This window comes from Corynebacterium sp. AOP36-E1-14 (assembly GCF_052377495.1).
Lineage (GTDB): Bacteria > Actinomycetota > Actinomycetes > Mycobacteriales > Mycobacteriaceae > Corynebacterium.
This window is the reverse complement of record NZ_JBQSWV010000019.1, coordinates 51,450-66,275: the sequence shown is the minus strand read 5'-3', so window position 1 is coordinate 66,275 and position 14,826 is coordinate 51,450. Positions and strand designations below refer to the sequence as shown.

Here is a 14,826-nt window from a genome sequence, read left to right as displayed (position 1 = left end):
CCGCACGCCGCCAGCGTGCCGACACCACTACCGTCACCACGGCCACCGCGACGAGAACCAGCACCGCCGCAGCCACCATGCCGCCCGGGGTGTGCAGCACCGGGACCTGCGACAACCGTGCCGCCACGGTCAGGATCCACCACGCCGGCAGCGCCGCGCCCCACAGCACCACCGTCGCCGCGCCGACGTGCACCCCGGCCAGCAGCGCGCCGAGCATGCCCACCACCGTCACCGGCGGCACCGCCACCCCGACCAGCACATTGGCCAGCACCGCCGTCGGGGAGACCACCCCGGTCATCTGCACGATCACCGGGGCGGTGACCACGTCCGCCACCAGACTCACCGCCACCAGGCCCACCAGCATCGCCTGCCACCGCGCCGGCGGATGGTGACGCCCCCGCCGGGCCGTCCTGCGCCGCGTCCAGCCCTGCAGCATCCGGCGGGCGACCAGCGGCGCCAACGCCACGATCCCCGCCGTCGCCGCGACCGACAGAATGAACGCGTACTCCACCGCCAGGCCCGGATCCACCGCCAGCAGCACGACCACCGCCGCCGACAACGCCGCATACCCGTGCGCCCGACGCGCCGACAACGCCGCCACCAACCCCACCGCACCCATCACCGCGGCCCGCAGCACACTCGGCTCCGGGCCCACCAGCAGCACGAACGCCACCAGGCAGGACGCCGCGGCCGCGTAGCGCGTCCACCGCGGCCAGCCCATCGCCGTCGCCAGCACCAGCACGCTGCCCGTGACCATGGCGAGATTGGCGCCGCTCACGGCCGTGAGATGGGTGAGCCCGGTGGCCAGGAACTGCTCGCGCACCACCGGATCCTGCATGCTCACGTCGCCGACGACCATGCCCGGCACCAGGTCACCGGTGCCACCCGGCAGCCCCTGCGCCGCCTGCGCCAACCCGGCGCGCAGGTGCGCGGTCACCCCGGCCAGACCGTCCGGCGCGGCGACGACCTGCGGGACGCCGGACGCCGACAGCCGCAGCGGCACCATCGCCGCGTCCTGCGTCCCCGACGCCACCGCCTGCAGCGCCAGCGTCGTCCCCGGCTGCCACGACAACACCGCCGGCTCCACGTCGCGGGCGTCGAGGAACACCGGCACCGTGCCCAGCTCCTCCACGCGCACATTCAGCAGGACGCTGCCGCCCGGCAGCCGCTTCGGCGCCGTCGCCAGCTCCACGTCCTGCGCCAGGCGCGTCGAAGTGCCACGCAACTCATGGCGGTCCACCCGCGCCACCAGCCAGGACGCCCGGCCCGACCACGCCGCGGCCACCGCCGCCACCAACGCACACGTGCGCACGACCACCCGTGGCCGGTCCTCCGCCACCGACGCCCCGGGGCGAAACGGCCCCAGACACACCACACCCGCCCCCGCCACACCGGCGGCGACGAGCAGACCTGCGGCGATCCACGGGGTGCGCACCACGATCGTCAGCGTCACCGCCAACCACACCGCCACCGCGAACGGCACCAGACGCAGATCTGGGCCCCGACGTGCACGCACCACGTCCGGGCTGACCGGATCACGGTCCCTGGCCGACCACGGCGTGCCCGACCCCGGGTGCGGAGTGAGGTCGGGGTTGACCGACCAGTCAGACCGTGACGCCGTCACGCAACGCCTCGAACTTCGCCGGCCCGATGCCCTTGACCTCCATCAACTGCTCCACCGCACCGAAGGACCCGTTCGCCTCCCTCCAGGCGACGATCGCCTCCGCCGTCGCCGGGCCCACCCCGGACAACGTGGCCAGCCCGGTCGCGTCCGCGGTGTTGATGTTCACCAGGCCGGCGCTGTCCGTGCCGCCTGGTTGGCCCTCTTGCTGTCGGTTCTGTTCTTGCTGTGCCTGTTGCGGTGACTGCTGCTGCGCGGGTTCGCCGCGCTCCCCCGGGTACAGCACCCGCGAGCCCTCCGGGTCCACCACGATCTGCATGCCGTCGACCACGGGTTCGGCGAGGTTGATCCCCTCCACACGACCGTCCCCCCGGACCCCTCCCGAGCGGTCGATCACCTCACCTGCCCTGGTCCCGGCGTCGACGGTGACCAGACCCGGCCGGTGCACCAACCCCTGCACCGACACCACCACAGGCCCCACACCTGCGGCGCCGTCCCTGTCACCGTCCCCGTCCGCGCCAGTTCCCCCGGTGTCCCCCGCCGGCTCTACCCCGGCGACCCCCGACACCCCTGGCACTCCCGCCTCCTTGTCCTCCCCTGGTGACAGTCCTGCCACGACGTCCCCCCGGGCATCGTCGCCGGCGCCGCCACCGTCCCTGTCGTTGACCAGCATCACCCCTCCCACCACGACCACCAGAGCCGCGACCGTCGCCATCATGATCCGGGCGGACCTAGGACCGATCACGGTCCGACGCTCGAACCGGACATCCGCCAGCTCATGGCCCGGCACCGGCTGGGTCAGGGCCTCCACCCTGTCAGCCACCGCCTGCCGTGTGCCGCCTCGCCGGCGTGATGCCGGTGTCCTGTGCTCTGCGTCTCCGCCCATGGGTCACCATGTAAGTGCATGCCCGGACACCAGCTGCCCCGGTTCCTCCCATCGCCCCAGGACGCTGTGGACAACCCGGGGGCTGTGGATGAAATCCCCGCGCTGCCCGCCGGTCCGCCCCCCCCCTGCAGAGCGATCACCCTCCCAGGCAGCGATTCTGGCTGTTTTCCTACCTGGGAGGGCGACTATTTCACGTACGGACGAGGGGCAGTGCGGGACAAGTCCTGAGCTAGTCCTGAGCTAGTCCTGGACCAGGGAGACCCCGAGTGCCCCGGGGCCGGTGTGCACCGCCATCGCGTGGGAGATGTCCACCACCGAGATCACCACGCAGTCCGGCAGCTTCTCACGCAGGTTCGCGCGCAACTGCTCGGCAGCCTCCTCCGCCTCACGGTGGTGCACGGCCAGGTGCATCGGCACGCGGGGCAGGTCGACCAGCGGAACGAGGTCCTCGCCACGACGCCGGGACCGCGAACGCTCGGACTCAGCCTTCTCCGGCTTCTCTGCCTTGTCTGTCTTCTCGGCCTTGTCAGGCTTGTCGGCCTTCTCCTTGTCCGCCTTGTCTCGGCCACCGAAGCTGAAGATTCGGGGACGCTCCGAGGCATCGTCGGATTCGGGCTTCTCCGTGGATTCCCCGGTGCCGGCGTCCTCCACGACCTCGTCATTCCCGGCGGAGTCATCGTCGGACGGAGACACGGCTTCATCGGAATCATCGGAATCGCCAGCAGCATCAACACCGTCAACATCATCCGCGCTGTCGGCACCGTCCGTGTCCACCGTGGCGGTGACCTCGTCGGCCTCCGATGCAGCGACCGTCGCGGCAGGATCCCGGGACGCCGCTCCCTCCGAGCCCTCCGAGCCCTCCGAGCCTTCCGGGCCGTCCGACTCCGAATCCTCCAGCTCCTCCGCCGGCAGCAACCCCTCGGCCACGCCACGGTAGGCGTTGGCGGCGAGGGTCACCATGCGCTCCATCGCCTTCGAGCGGGTACGGGTCTTCGCCGCGAGCTCCAGGCGTCCACCGGCCAGGTGCATGATCGGCTTGATCGCCAACGCCGTGGACAACAGTCGCTGACCTGCGGTGAGACGTCCACCGCGGGCCAGGGTGTCCAGCCGGTTCACGAACAGCCACAACTGGCCGGTGTCGATGGCGTGCTGTGCGACCCCGCGGCACTCGTCCAGCGAACCACCGTCGTCGGCGCAGCGTGCCGCGGCGATCGCCGCCTGCCCGATGACCATGCCACCGGACATGGTGTCGATGACCTCAACCCGCCCGTCGAGCACGGCGGCGGCCTGCGACGCAGACGACCAGGTGCCGGACAGTTCCTTGGAGATGTGCAGGGCGACGACCCCGTCGTCCCCACCGCGTTCCAGCAGCCGGGCGTAACAGGCCGTGAGCTCCAGTGCCCCGAGTCCGGCCGTCGTCTCGTCCTCCCCCTCGCCCTCGGCGTGGAAGTCCAGGACGGTGATGCCGTACTCCGTGGCCAACGCCGGAGGCAGGCACGCCGACGAGTCGGTGACCACCAGTACGCTCATCGCCCGGTCACCTCACCTTCGTCCGCGTTCACCACGGCCACCGGCCTCGGCGCCGCAACGCCCACGTTCCACCCCTCCAGGAACCAGCGGGGCTCGCGCCACAGGGCCGGGTCGCCAAGATCCACGGTGGGACGCGCGACCAGCTGCGACCAGCGTGCGTTCCCCAGGCCACCGAACATCGGGTAGTGCTCCGTGGGGATGCCGAGCAGGCGGGAGGTCAACGCGGCGATGGTACCGCCGTGCGCGACGAGCATCACCGTCCCGGCGTCCCACGCGTCGTCGGCCATGAGTTCGTCGACGAGTTCGGAGGCACGGTCGGAGACCTCCAGGCGGGTCTCCCCGTTCGGCGGTGCCCACGTGGGGTTCAGCCGCCAGTGGGAACGCTGGCCGGGGAACACCGCGTCCACGTCCTCGTGGGCCTTGCCGGACCAGTCACCGAGGTCGGTCTCGCGCAGCCGCGCGTCGGTGGTGTAGCCCATGCCGAGGGCCTCGGCGAGCAGGGCGGCGGTGTCGCGGGCACGCTGCAGGTCCGAGCTGACCACCGTGCCGATCGGCCAGGTGCCCAGCTCCGCCGCGGCGGCCTCGGCCTCGGCGCGTCCTGCGGTGGTCAGCGGCGTGTCCAACTGACCCTGCATACGTCCGGCCAGGTTGAACTCGGTCTGCCCGTGGCGGATCAGGATCAGCCTGCGTTCGGGCAGACGTGTCCCCTGGACCTGGGAGGACACCCCCGGGGACACGGTCACCGGTTCCTAGAGCTCGTCCTCGTCGGGTGCCGGGCCCGCCAGCGGCAGGTCGGCGACGCTCTGCGCGGCGAAGGGGTCGTCGGCGTCGATCTCCTCGGCGCTGACGTCGCTGGCCCAGAAGCCACGGTCGGCCTGCTCCACACCCTCGACCTCCACGGTCGGGCAGTCGCGGTACAGGCGGTCGAGGGCGTAGTACTCGCGCTCCTCGCGGCGCTGGACGTGCACCACGATGGTGCTGTAGTCCAGCAGGACCCACCGGTTGTCGCGGTGGCCCTCGCGCAGGCGGGCCTTCACGCCGACCTCGGCGAGCTTCTCCTCCACCTCGTCGACGATGGAGTTGACCATGCGCTCGTTGTCGCCGGTGGCCAGCACGAAGCAGTCCGCCAGCGGCATTCGGGAGGTCACGTCGAGTACGACGACGTCCTCGGCGAGGCGCTCGGCGGCGGCGCGGGCGGCGATGCCCGCATGGTTGATGGCGTCGGAGCTAGCGGTCACGTGGTGCCGGATCCTTCATGGGGGTAGAGGTCAGATGTTTTCCGCCAGTGATTCTACAAGCCGGACGTCGGATCGCAGCATCAGGCACCCGGCGACCTGCCGCAGGGGCTCAGAACCAGCCGTCGGGGAAGCGGTCGCCGTCCTCCTCGGGGTTCCAGTCCACGTCCGGCTCCACGTCCGCGTCGGGATCTGCCGGGTCCCCCAGTTCCCCCAGGTCCTCCGGGTCCGACACCGCCCACGGCAGCCCGCCGTGGCTGTCCTTGTTGCCGCGCCGGTACAGCGCGGTCTTGCCGATGTACTGCACCACCCCGTCGGGCACGAGGTACCAGACCGAGCGTCCGTCCTGCGCGCGCTCGCGGATGTCCGTCGAGGAGATGGCCATCGCCGGGATGTTCACCAGGCTCAACCGGTCGGAGTCGACCTGGCTGCGCAGCGCCTCCCCGGCGTCCGCCAGGTCGTAGCCGGGACGTGTCACGCCCACGCAGTGCGCGAGGTTGAACACGTCCTCCCAGTGACGCCAGGTCACGATGCGTTCCAGCGCGTCCGCCCCGGTGATGAAGTACAGCTCGGCGTCCGGGTAGCGGCGCTGGATGTCCTTGAGCGTGTCCACGGTGTACGTCGCCCCGGGCCGGTCGATGTCCACGCGCGACACCAGGAACTGCGGGTTCGCCGCCGTGGCGATGACGGTCATCAGGTACCGGTCCTCCGCGGCGGTGACGACCTTGTCGCGCTTCTGCCACGGGTGTCCGGTGGGCACGTAGATCACCACGTCCAACCCGAACCGGTCGGCGACCTCGCTGCCGGCGACGAGGTGCCCGTTGTGGATCGGGTCGAACGTGCCACCCATCACCCCGATACGCTCCGGCGGCTTGTCCGGGAAACGGTCGGGACGGTGTTCCGGACTATGTTCCGGACGCTGTTCCGGTCGGCGGTTCTGGCTCACGTCCGCCCATGCTACGGGTAACCCAGGTACGAAAGAAAGCACGACGAACGTATCTCACCGCGATATCATTTCCCCATGGCGACGAGACTGAACCCGTGGATCCCCAACCAGCACGGCGCATGGCCGATGGTGGTGGTCCCACCGGTCATCGCACTGTTCTGGTGCCTGAAGATCTGGGACACGCTCACCCCGGCCAACCTCGGCGACGGGCTGCACGGCACCGCCGGCATGGCCCTGACCTTCCTGGCGGTGACGGTGGCCTGGACCGTCGGCTACCTGGCGTTCTTCGCCATCGGACTGTTCATGCGCTCGCGCAACCCCACGATGCGCCGCCGCGCGCGCACGCCCGCGCTGGTCTACGGGACCCTCGCCGCTCTCGCCGGCCTCGCCGCACTGCTGCTGCAGCCGCACCTGCTGTGGTGGGTGTTCGTCTTCGGCCCGCTCGTCGCGATCGCCGTGTACGAGACATGGCGGGGGACGCCCCGGTCGTTGGCGTCCGGCGTGGCGACCACGGCCGCCTCGGCGTTCATCGTGCCCGTCGGCGCGACGATCGCCCTCGGGGCGTCCTCCCCCGTCGGTGGCGGGGTGACGTGGACGTCCAACCTGTTCACGCCGGACGTCGTCGACGCGCTGCCGGCGGCGGTGTGGGTGAGTTTCCTGTGGCTGCTGCTGTACACCGTGGGCACCGTGCCCTACGTCAAGACCATGATCCGCAAGAAGGGCGACCGTGCCTGGCTGCTCGGATCACAGATCTACCACCTCGCCGCCCTGCTCGCCGTGGCGGCGACGCTGTTCGTCAACCACGTGCACTGGGCCGCCTGGCTGCTCGCGGTGGTCGTCTTCGCCGCAGCGCTGTGGCGCTCACGGGCGGTGCCAGCGTCCGCCGCAGCGGGGACGCCCTGGCCGCCGAAGAAGGTCGGCATGCGCGAGATGCCGCTGCACCTGGGCGTCACCGTGGCCTGCATCATGGCCGCACTGCTGTACTCCGGCCCGCTGGTGCTCTTCATCCACTGACTTCTACCGGGCTGTTCATCGGGTGGCCGTGACGAGGCCGGCGAGGACGTCCGCCGCCTCACGCTCACCGGGGCCTGCCGCATCCGGGTCCACTACGGCGTCGCGGAAGTAGGTGTCGTGCGCACCGGCGCCCTCGTCGTCCTGCAACGCGGCGACGACCGCGCGCGGGCCCGTGTCGCACGCGAAGTCGTCCGGCAGACAGAAACTGTGCACCGGGACATCCGCCATCGCCCCGCCGCCGATGAGCTCCGGGGCGCGGTGGAACGGATTGCCCAGGTACACCGCGCCACGTAGCCGACCCTGCGCGGCGAGCACGTGCTGCACCGGGGCGAGCGCCGCGACACCCTGCGAATATCCCAGGCCCACGTACTCCGGCCGGCAGCCTGACTCGCGCTCGTACTCCTCGACCATCTCGATGCCGCCGGGCAGCCCGCGGGCCATGGAGTCGACGAACAGGCCCACACCCGAGACGATCGTCGCCGGGCCGGGGTCCTCGCCGGCCTCCCCGACGGGGAACCGTGCAGGGTAACGCTCGGCGTCGACCGCCAGCACGGTGCTCTCACCTGCAGCGAAGAGGCCCGGGTGGGTGGCGCTGGCGTAGGTGAGGAAGCGGTGGAGCGTCTCGCCCTCGTACCCGTTGGAGAACCCGTTGGACGCCTCGGGCGCGTACGTCTCCTCCTCCTCACTGCCGCGGGCGGCGAGGGTGACCACCGACGGGCACTGGGGTGTTGCCTGGGCCGTCGCCGGAGTGACGATGGCGGCGACCAGGGTGGCGGTCAGTACCATCACGGTGAGAGTCTCCCGAGAATGTTTCGTCATGCAAGGCATCCTACAGAGAGCCGCCCCTCAGGCCCGTCACACCAACCTCGCGGGGTTGTCCCGTCGCCGTTGTCCACGAGCCGCGACCCTCTTCACCACTCTCCCCTGCCCCCGCTGCAGAGCGATCACCCCTCCAGGCAGCATTTCACCCCGATTCCCTACCTGGGCGGGCGACTATTCCGCACCCGGGACCGAGGCGGCGGGGGCTGTCGGCGGAGACGGCCGGCGCGCGCGGGAGCACTGCACCGCGGGCGGCGACTCGGGCGTTCCCCTCCCCGCGCAGACAGCAACCCCGGAGGTCAGTCACACCAACCTCCGGGGTTGCGAACTCGCCGCTCCCCACGGGCCGTGCCGCTCTCCCCCACTCGGCCCGGCCCCCGCTTCAGAGCGATCACCCCTCCAGGCAGCATTTCACCCCGATTCCCTACCTGGGCGGGCGACTATTCCGCATGGAGGGGGCGCCGCCCGCGGGAAGTACAGCTAGCTAGGGCCGGACCTGGCCCTCGCCGTTGACGATCCACTTCGTGCTCGTCAGCTCCGGCAGGCCCATCGGCCCGCGGGCGTGGAGCTTCTGGGTGGAGATGCCGATCTCGGCGCCGAAGCCGTACATCTCACCGTCGGTCCAGGCGGTGGAGGTGTTGATCATCACCGCGGCGGCGTCCACGTTCTGCTCGAAGTACTTCGTGGCCTTGTAGTCCGTAGCGCTGATCGCCTCGGTGTGGCCCGTGGAGTAGCGGGTGATGTGGGCGACCGCGGCCTCGACCCCGTCCACGATCGCCGCGGCGATGTCGAAGGAGCCGTACTCGTCGGTCCAGTCCTTCTCCTCGGCCTGGACCACGTCGCCCACGCCCAGGGCGGAGAGCTCGGAGACCTCGCCGTGCACGGTGACCCCGGCGTCCTGCAGGGAGGTCAGAACGCGCTTCTTGTCCTCGTCGGGCAGGGCGGCGTCGAGCAGCACGACCTCGGTGGCGTTGCACACCGAGCAGCGGCGCGTCTTACCGTTGATGACCAGCTCGATGGCCTCGTCGACGTCGGCGGAGCCGTCCACGTAGAAGTGGCAGTTGCCGGTGCCGGTCTCGATGGCGGGCACGGTCGCACCGGTGACCACGGCGTTGATCAGGCCCGCGCCGCCACGCGGGATCACGATGTCGACCAGGCCACGGGCGGTGATCAGGTCCTGGACGGAGTCGTGGGTCTCGCAGGGAAGCAGCTGCACGGTCTCGCGCGGCAGGCCGTGCTCCTCGCACACGTCCTGGAGGATCTCCACGAGGCGGGCGTTGGAGTTCTGTGCGGACTTGGAGCCACGCAGCAGCGGCACGTTGCCGGACTTCACGGCCAGGCCGAAGGCGTCGACGGTGACGTTGGGGCGGGCCTCGTAGACCATGCCCATCACGCCGAGCGGCACGCGGACCTGGCGCATCTCCAGGCCGTTGGGACGACGCGAACCGCGCACCACGTCCCCCACCGGGTCGGCGAGGTCGGCGACCTGGCGCAGGCCGCCGGCGATGCCCTCCACGCGGGCGGCGTCCAGGCTGAGGCGGTCGATGAGGGACTCGGACATGCCGCGCTCCCGTCCGGCGTCGATGTCGCGGCCGTTGGCCTCGAGCACGGAGTCGGTCTCGGCGACGAGGCGGTCGGCGGCGGCGAGGAGCAGGTCGTTCTTCTGCGTGGTGGTCAGCGCGGGACGCTGGGAGACCTCGCGGGCCTTCTGCGCCTTGGCGAGAACCTCCTCGCGCTCGGCGGCGCGCACGGGAGTCAGCCCGGCGGTGTCGCCGGAGGTGGCGGTGGCGGTGGACGGGTTCTGGGCGGTGTTCGCGTCGGTCATGACACCCAAGGTTACGTGACCGGCACACAAAAATCACCCAGATTGTTCAACAATCTGGGTGACCGGCTCAGGCGGTGGGTCAGCTCGTCGCGCCGTAGACCCGCGACTGACGGTTCGAGTACGTCGCCATGTAGTCGGCGTGGATCACCGGACGCTGCGCGAACTCCGGCAGGTCCGCGGTCGACTTGCCGACCATGCCCTCCAGCGTCGCGGAGTCGTAGTTGACCTCGCCGCGGCCGATGAGGTCGCCGTCCGGGCCCACGATGTCCAGCACCTCGCCGGAGGTGAAGGCACCGTCCACCCGCGCGACGCCCACGGCGAGCAGGGAGCTGTGGCGTTCCATCGCCGCGGCCGCACCGGCGTCCAGGTGCAGCGTGCCGGCGGAGTCGGCGGCGTAGAGCACCCAGAACTTCCAGGCGGACAGGCGGTCCTCCCGCGGCCAGAAACACGTGCCGACCATGGCCTCGTCCAGCGCCGCGCCGATGTTCTCGGTGGACGTCAGCAGCACCGGGATGCCCGCGCGCGACGCCAGCCGGGCGGCGGACACCTTCGCCGCCATACCGCCGGTGCCGAGCCGTCCCCCGTCGCCGGCGACGACGCCGCGCAGGTCCTTGCTGGTACGCACCTCGGCGATGAAGCGGGCGTCCGGCTCGGCGGGGTTGCGGTCATAGAGGCCCGCGACGTCGGAGAGCAGCACCAGCGCATCGGCGTAGGTCAGGTGGGACACCAGGGACGCCAGACGGTCGTTGTCGCCGAAGCGCATCTCCGAGGTCGCCACCGTGTCGTTCTCGTTGACGATCGGCACGGCGCGCAGCTGGCGCAGCCGGTCGATGGTGCGCTGCGCGTTGCGCGCGCGGTCACGCCGCGCCGCGTCGGAGGCGGTGAGCAGCACCTGACCGACGGAGCGTCCGTACCGCGCGAAGCTGCGGGCCCACTCCTGGGCGAGAAGAACCTGGCCGGACGCCGCGGCGGCCTGCTTCGTCGCCAGGTCGGTGGGCTTCTGCGCCAGGCCCAGCGGGCCCATGCCGCAGGCGACGGCGCCGGACGACACGACGATCACGTCGGTGTCGCGGTCCATGCGCGCCTCCAGCGCGTCGGCGATGACGTCGATCCGGTCCGGGCTGACCAGGCCGGTCTCGTCGGTCAGGCTGGACGAACCGATCTTGACGACCACACGCTTGGCGGTGCGGATCGTCTCACGGACGTCGGAGTGGTGGCCGTAGGCCGGGGAATCCTCACTGACCTCGGCGTCCGGGAATTCCTTGGAGGTCGCCGGGATGACGGGACCGGGCTGATGCACAGCATCCGTCCCGAACTCCAGGGGCGCAGGGTACTCAAATACCGTGGGCTCTGCGGACATGTCAGAGGCATCAGTGGTGTCAGACATGTCTTTCATTATGGACCAGTGGCACCGTTCCTCGCCACGAGACGGGCGAAGGGGCCCCGCAACGGGAGGGAACTCGGACACGTCCGACGAAACTCCCACATCGCGGGGCCCCGCACCCTCCCCCGGAATCGGGTGTCCGGGTGGCTGGGCGTGGCCCGAAGAGGCTCAGGCTGAAGTCGGTCTGGGGATCAGCCCTGCCAGCGCTCGCGGTCCGGCTCCTCGCCGTCGCCGAAGTCGTACTCGTCGATCAGGCCGCGGCGGGCCTGGGAGGCACGCTTGCGCTCGTCGGAGGTGGAACGCCCCGTGCGGTCCAGGCGGCGGTCCGTGCCGCGCCCGGAGGGCAGCAGGTCCACGCCGGCGGAGGTCTGCGGTTCCCACTCGAAGGTGATCGCACCGATGGTCACCTCGTCACCGGCGGAGGCACCGGCCTTGTACAGCGCCTCCTCGACACCGGCCTTGGCCAGGCGGTCGGCGAGGTAACCCACGGCCTCGTCGTTCTCGAAGTCGGTCTGGATGATCCAGCGCTCCAGCTTCGAACCGGAGACGATGTAGGCGTCCTCGAACTCCGGGTCCTTGCTGACCTCGAAGTCGGCGAACTTGCCGCGGCCCTTGCCGCGCAGGTTCTTCGGGGTGACGACCTGCGGGGCGACCTCCTCGACGGGGTGGGCGCGCCGGTGCTCGGAGACGATCCCCATCAGCGCGTAGCGCAGCGGGTCCAGGCCCTCGTGGGTGGCGGTGGAGATCTCCAGGACCGGCCAGCCGAAGGCCTCCTCGAGCTCGGGGCGCATCATCTCGGCCATCTCGCGGGCGTCCGGCACGTCGATCTTGTTCAGGACGATCACCCGGGGGCGGTCGCTGAGGTCGCCGAGGCCGGCGTCCGCCGACAGCTCAGACTCGTAGTCCTTGAGCTCGGTCTCCAGGGCACGGATGTCGTCGACCGGGTTACGGTCGGACTCCAGCGCCGCGCAGTCCACCACGTGCACGAGCACGGCGGTGCGCTCGATATGGCGCAGGAAGTCCAGGCCCAGTCCCTTGCCCTGGCTCGCACCGGGAATCAGACCGGGCACGTCGGCGATGGTGAAGACCTCATGGCCCACGTTGACCACGCCCAGGTTGGGCTGCAGCGTGGTGAAAGGGTAGTCGGCGATCTTCGGCTTGGCCGCACTCAGCACGCTGACCAGCGAGGACTTACCGGCCGACGGGAAGCCGACGAGGCCCACGTCCGCCATGGACTTGAGCTCCAGGGTGATCTCGCCGATCTCACCGGGCTCACCCAGCAGGGCGAAACCGGGCGCCTTACGTGCCTTGGACACCAGCGAGGCATTGCCCAGACCACCGTGGCCACCGGCGGCGGCGACGTAGCGCTGCCCCTTGGTGGTGAGGTCGGCGAGGACCTCGCCCTTCTCGTCGAGCACGACGGTGCCGGCGGGCACCTGGACCACGAGGTCCTTGCCGCGGGCGCCGTGTCGGTGGTCGCCGGAACCGGCGGCACCGCGCTCGGCCTTGATGTGCGGGTGGAAGTGGAAGTCGAGCAGGGTGTGGACCTGCGGGTCGACCTCCAGGACCACGTCCCCGCCGTGCCCGCCGTTGCCGCCGTCCGGGCCGCCGAGGGGGACGAACTTCTCGCGGCGCACCGAGGCGCAGCCGTTTCCGCCGTCGCCGGCCTGCAGATGCAGGACGACTCGGTCCACGAAGCGTGACATGATTGGACGCCCTCCAGTTCAGGCGGTTAAAAGGGGTGGTTGGAGAATCCCGACGATCCTACCACCCGCTCCGGACACGGGCCTCAGCACCGCAGGTCAGGCATCCCCGATCAGCTCCATCATGTCGTCCAGGACCCGGTCGGCGGCGACGACCGAGGCGTTGAGGAACCACGGGTCGACCTCCACCTCGAAGGCACGCCCCTCCTGCACCACGGGCAGCGCGGTCCACGAGTCGCTGGAGGTCACGTCCGCCGCACCCTGCGGGAAGCCGTAGAACAACCAGTCCGCGTCGAGGTCCGCGGCGTTCTCCAGGGAGATGTCGTGGCCCGGGGCGTCGTCGAAGGTCTGGTTCTCCGGGCGGGTCAGCCCGGAGTCGACTGCCACGATGCTCGCCAGCGCCCGCGCGCCCATCATGAGGTACTCGTCGCCCTTGCCGCGCACCAGCGACACCGTGCCGTCGCTGCCCCGGCGCTCCGCCCAGTCACGGGCTCGGGTCTCGTAGCTCTCCAGGAGTTCCTCGGCCTGGTCCGGGACACCGAGCGCGTCGCCGATCACCCCGAGGTCGGCCTTCCACTCCTCCGACCCGCCGTTGGACAGCACCACCTCGGCGAGCTGGCCGAGCTGGTCGAGCAGGGTGGGGTCGGCGCGCTTGTTGGACAGGATCAGGTCGGGGTCCAGTGCGGCGACGGCCTCCAGGTCCGGCGCCTGGCGCTCACCCACCGACTCCACGGTGTCCAGGTCGAACTGCGATCCGAAGCGGTCCTTGACGAAGTCGGGGATGCCGTCGGAGACCGTGCCGACGGAGCTGGCCAGGGCGATGCCGACGGGCAGGGCGCCGAGGGCGAGGCAGGTCTCGAACTGCCCGGTGTTCAGCGCGACGACGCGCAGCCCCTGATCCTCCGAACCGCCGGCCGCGCCGGAGGGTTGGGTGTCGCCGCTTCCGCCGTCTCCCCCGCTGCCGCAGGCCGCGAGCAGACCGGTGGCGCCGAGCCCGAGGGCCCCGGCGAAGAAGGCACGGCGGGTGATCCCCGCCGCTGATGCTGTGAGGTTCGGTGAGTTCATCAGAACTAAAGATAGCCTCACCATTGGTCACGGCGCAATGCGCAGAACAAAACCCCGGGACATCAGGGATGTCCCGGGGCTCTACCGCCGCGGACGGCGGTGACCGGAGGTTTAGGCCTCGACGGTCTCGTTCTCGACGATGTTCACCAGACGACGGTTACGGCGGGTGCTGAACTGCACGGCGCCGCCCTTCAGGGCGAACAGGGTGTCGTCGCCGCCGCGTCCGACGTTCTCACCGGGGTGGAACGAGGTACCGCGCTGACGGATCAGGATCTCGCCGGCCTTGACCTGCTGACCACCGAAACGCTTGACACCGAGACGCTTGGACTCGGAATCGCGACCGTTGCTGGAGCTGGAAGCACCCTTCTTGTGTGCCATGGTCTTTTCCCTCCTCGGAAAAGCTCGTACCGCCGCGCGGGACGCAGCGGTCGCTGGGTTTACTTGATGCCGGTGACCTTGAGGACGGTCAGCTGCTGACGGTGGCCGTAACGACGCTTGTAACCGGTCTTGTTCCGGTAGTGCATGCCGTTGATCTTCTTACCCTTGGTCTGGTCGACGATCTCGGCAGCAACGGTCTTGTCGGCGAGGTTGTCACCGGAAGTGACGTCAGCGCCATCGACGAGGAGAACCGGGGTGAGGGCCACGGACGAACCGGGCTCTCCCTCGATCTTCTCGACCTTGACGAGGTCACCTTCGGCAACCTTGTACTGCTTTCCGCCGGTCTTGACGATCGCGTACATGGAAGGGCTACCCCTTTGTTTCTCTACTCGGCTCAGGCCGCCCCTCCACCGAGCATCC

14 protein-coding genes are annotated in these 14,826 nt (G+C 70.3%); 1 reads left to right on the top strand and 13 read right to left on the bottom strand.

From position 1 onward, the window contains the following. The 6 genes from ACT3TD_RS10065 to nadD form a co-directional block, all read right to left on the bottom strand. The coding region (locus ACT3TD_RS10065; protein ID WP_444637986.1) for a ComEC/Rec2 family competence protein at positions 1–1,624 on the bottom strand (1,624 nt) is incomplete at its 3' end. Next, entirely contained in the window at positions 1,605–2,444 is an 840-nt protein-coding gene (locus ACT3TD_RS10060; protein WP_441579619.1) for a ComEA family DNA-binding protein, read from the bottom strand. The genes ACT3TD_RS10060 and ACT3TD_RS10065, both read right to left, overlap by 20 nt. A gap of 303 nt (positions 2,445–2,747) precedes the next feature. Next, a complete protein-coding gene (locus ACT3TD_RS10055) occupies positions 2,748–4,037 on the bottom strand; it encodes a DegV family protein (RefSeq protein WP_441582098.1) in 1,290 nt (429 codons plus the stop codon). After that, a complete protein-coding gene (locus tag ACT3TD_RS10050; protein ID WP_301441719.1) occupies positions 4,034–4,780 on the bottom strand; it encodes a histidine phosphatase family protein in 747 nt (248 codons plus the stop codon). Before ACT3TD_RS10050 ends, ACT3TD_RS10055 begins: the two co-directional genes overlap by 4 nt. 6 nt (positions 4,781–4,786) lie before the next feature. Next, entirely contained in the window at positions 4,787–5,275 is a 489-nt protein-coding gene (rsfS, locus tag ACT3TD_RS10045; RefSeq protein ID WP_301441720.1) for a ribosome silencing factor, read from the bottom strand. 109 nt (positions 5,276–5,384) lie between these two features. Further along, positions 5,385–6,122 carry a nicotinate-nucleotide adenylyltransferase gene (gene nadD, locus ACT3TD_RS10040; protein WP_441579621.1) on the bottom strand — a complete coding sequence of 246 codons (738 nt, stop codon included), beginning with the start codon at positions 6,120–6,122 and terminating at the stop codon, positions 5,385–5,387. Between the two features lie 171 nt (positions 6,123–6,293). Between nadD and ACT3TD_RS10035 the strand changes: the two genes are divergently transcribed. Then, positions 6,294–7,232 carry a YwiC-like family protein gene (locus ACT3TD_RS10035; protein ID WP_441579618.1) on the top strand — a complete coding sequence of 313 codons (939 nt, stop codon included), beginning with the start codon at positions 6,294–6,296 and terminating at the stop codon, positions 7,230–7,232. 15 nt (positions 7,233–7,247) lie between these two features. Here ACT3TD_RS10035 and ACT3TD_RS10030 read toward each other — a convergent pair whose 3' ends face one another. The 7 genes from ACT3TD_RS10030 to rplU all read right to left on the bottom strand — a co-directional run bounded on the left by ACT3TD_RS10030 (position 7,248) and on the right by rplU (position 14,768). Next, positions 7,248–8,051 (bottom strand): hypothetical protein, encoded by an 804-nt coding sequence (locus ACT3TD_RS10030; protein ID WP_301441722.1) that lies wholly within the window; start codon positions 8,049–8,051, stop codon positions 7,248–7,250. 484 nt (positions 8,052–8,535) lie between these two features. Then, positions 8,536–9,876, bottom strand: coding sequence for a glutamate-5-semialdehyde dehydrogenase (locus ACT3TD_RS10025; RefSeq protein ID WP_301441723.1), 1,341 nt, complete (start codon positions 9,874–9,876; stop codon positions 8,536–8,538). A gap of 79 nt (positions 9,877–9,955) precedes the next feature. Next, entirely contained in the window at positions 9,956–11,263 is a 1,308-nt protein-coding gene (gene proB, locus ACT3TD_RS10020; protein WP_441579617.1) for a glutamate 5-kinase, read from the bottom strand. A gap of 188 nt (positions 11,264–11,451) precedes the next feature. Further along, positions 11,452–12,966: a GTPase ObgE gene (obgE, locus tag ACT3TD_RS10015; RefSeq protein ID WP_441579616.1), complete on the bottom strand. Its 1,515-nt coding sequence runs from the start codon at positions 12,964–12,966 to the stop codon at positions 11,452–11,454. 96 nt (positions 12,967–13,062) lie between these two features. Continuing rightward, positions 13,063–14,028, bottom strand: coding sequence for an ABC transporter substrate-binding protein (locus ACT3TD_RS10010; RefSeq protein ID WP_441579615.1), 966 nt, complete (start codon positions 14,026–14,028; stop codon positions 13,063–13,065). A gap of 111 nt (positions 14,029–14,139) precedes the next feature. Then, positions 14,140–14,406 carry a 50S ribosomal protein L27 gene (gene rpmA / locus ACT3TD_RS10005; protein WP_038549531.1) on the bottom strand — a complete coding sequence of 89 codons (267 nt, stop codon included), beginning with the start codon at positions 14,404–14,406 and terminating at the stop codon, positions 14,140–14,142. 59 nt (positions 14,407–14,465) lie between these two features. Then, complete coding sequence (gene rplU, locus ACT3TD_RS10000) at positions 14,466–14,768, bottom strand: 50S ribosomal protein L21 (protein WP_301441726.1); 303 nt, start codon at positions 14,766–14,768, stop codon at positions 14,466–14,468. Positions 14,769–14,826 lie beyond the last annotated feature (58 nt).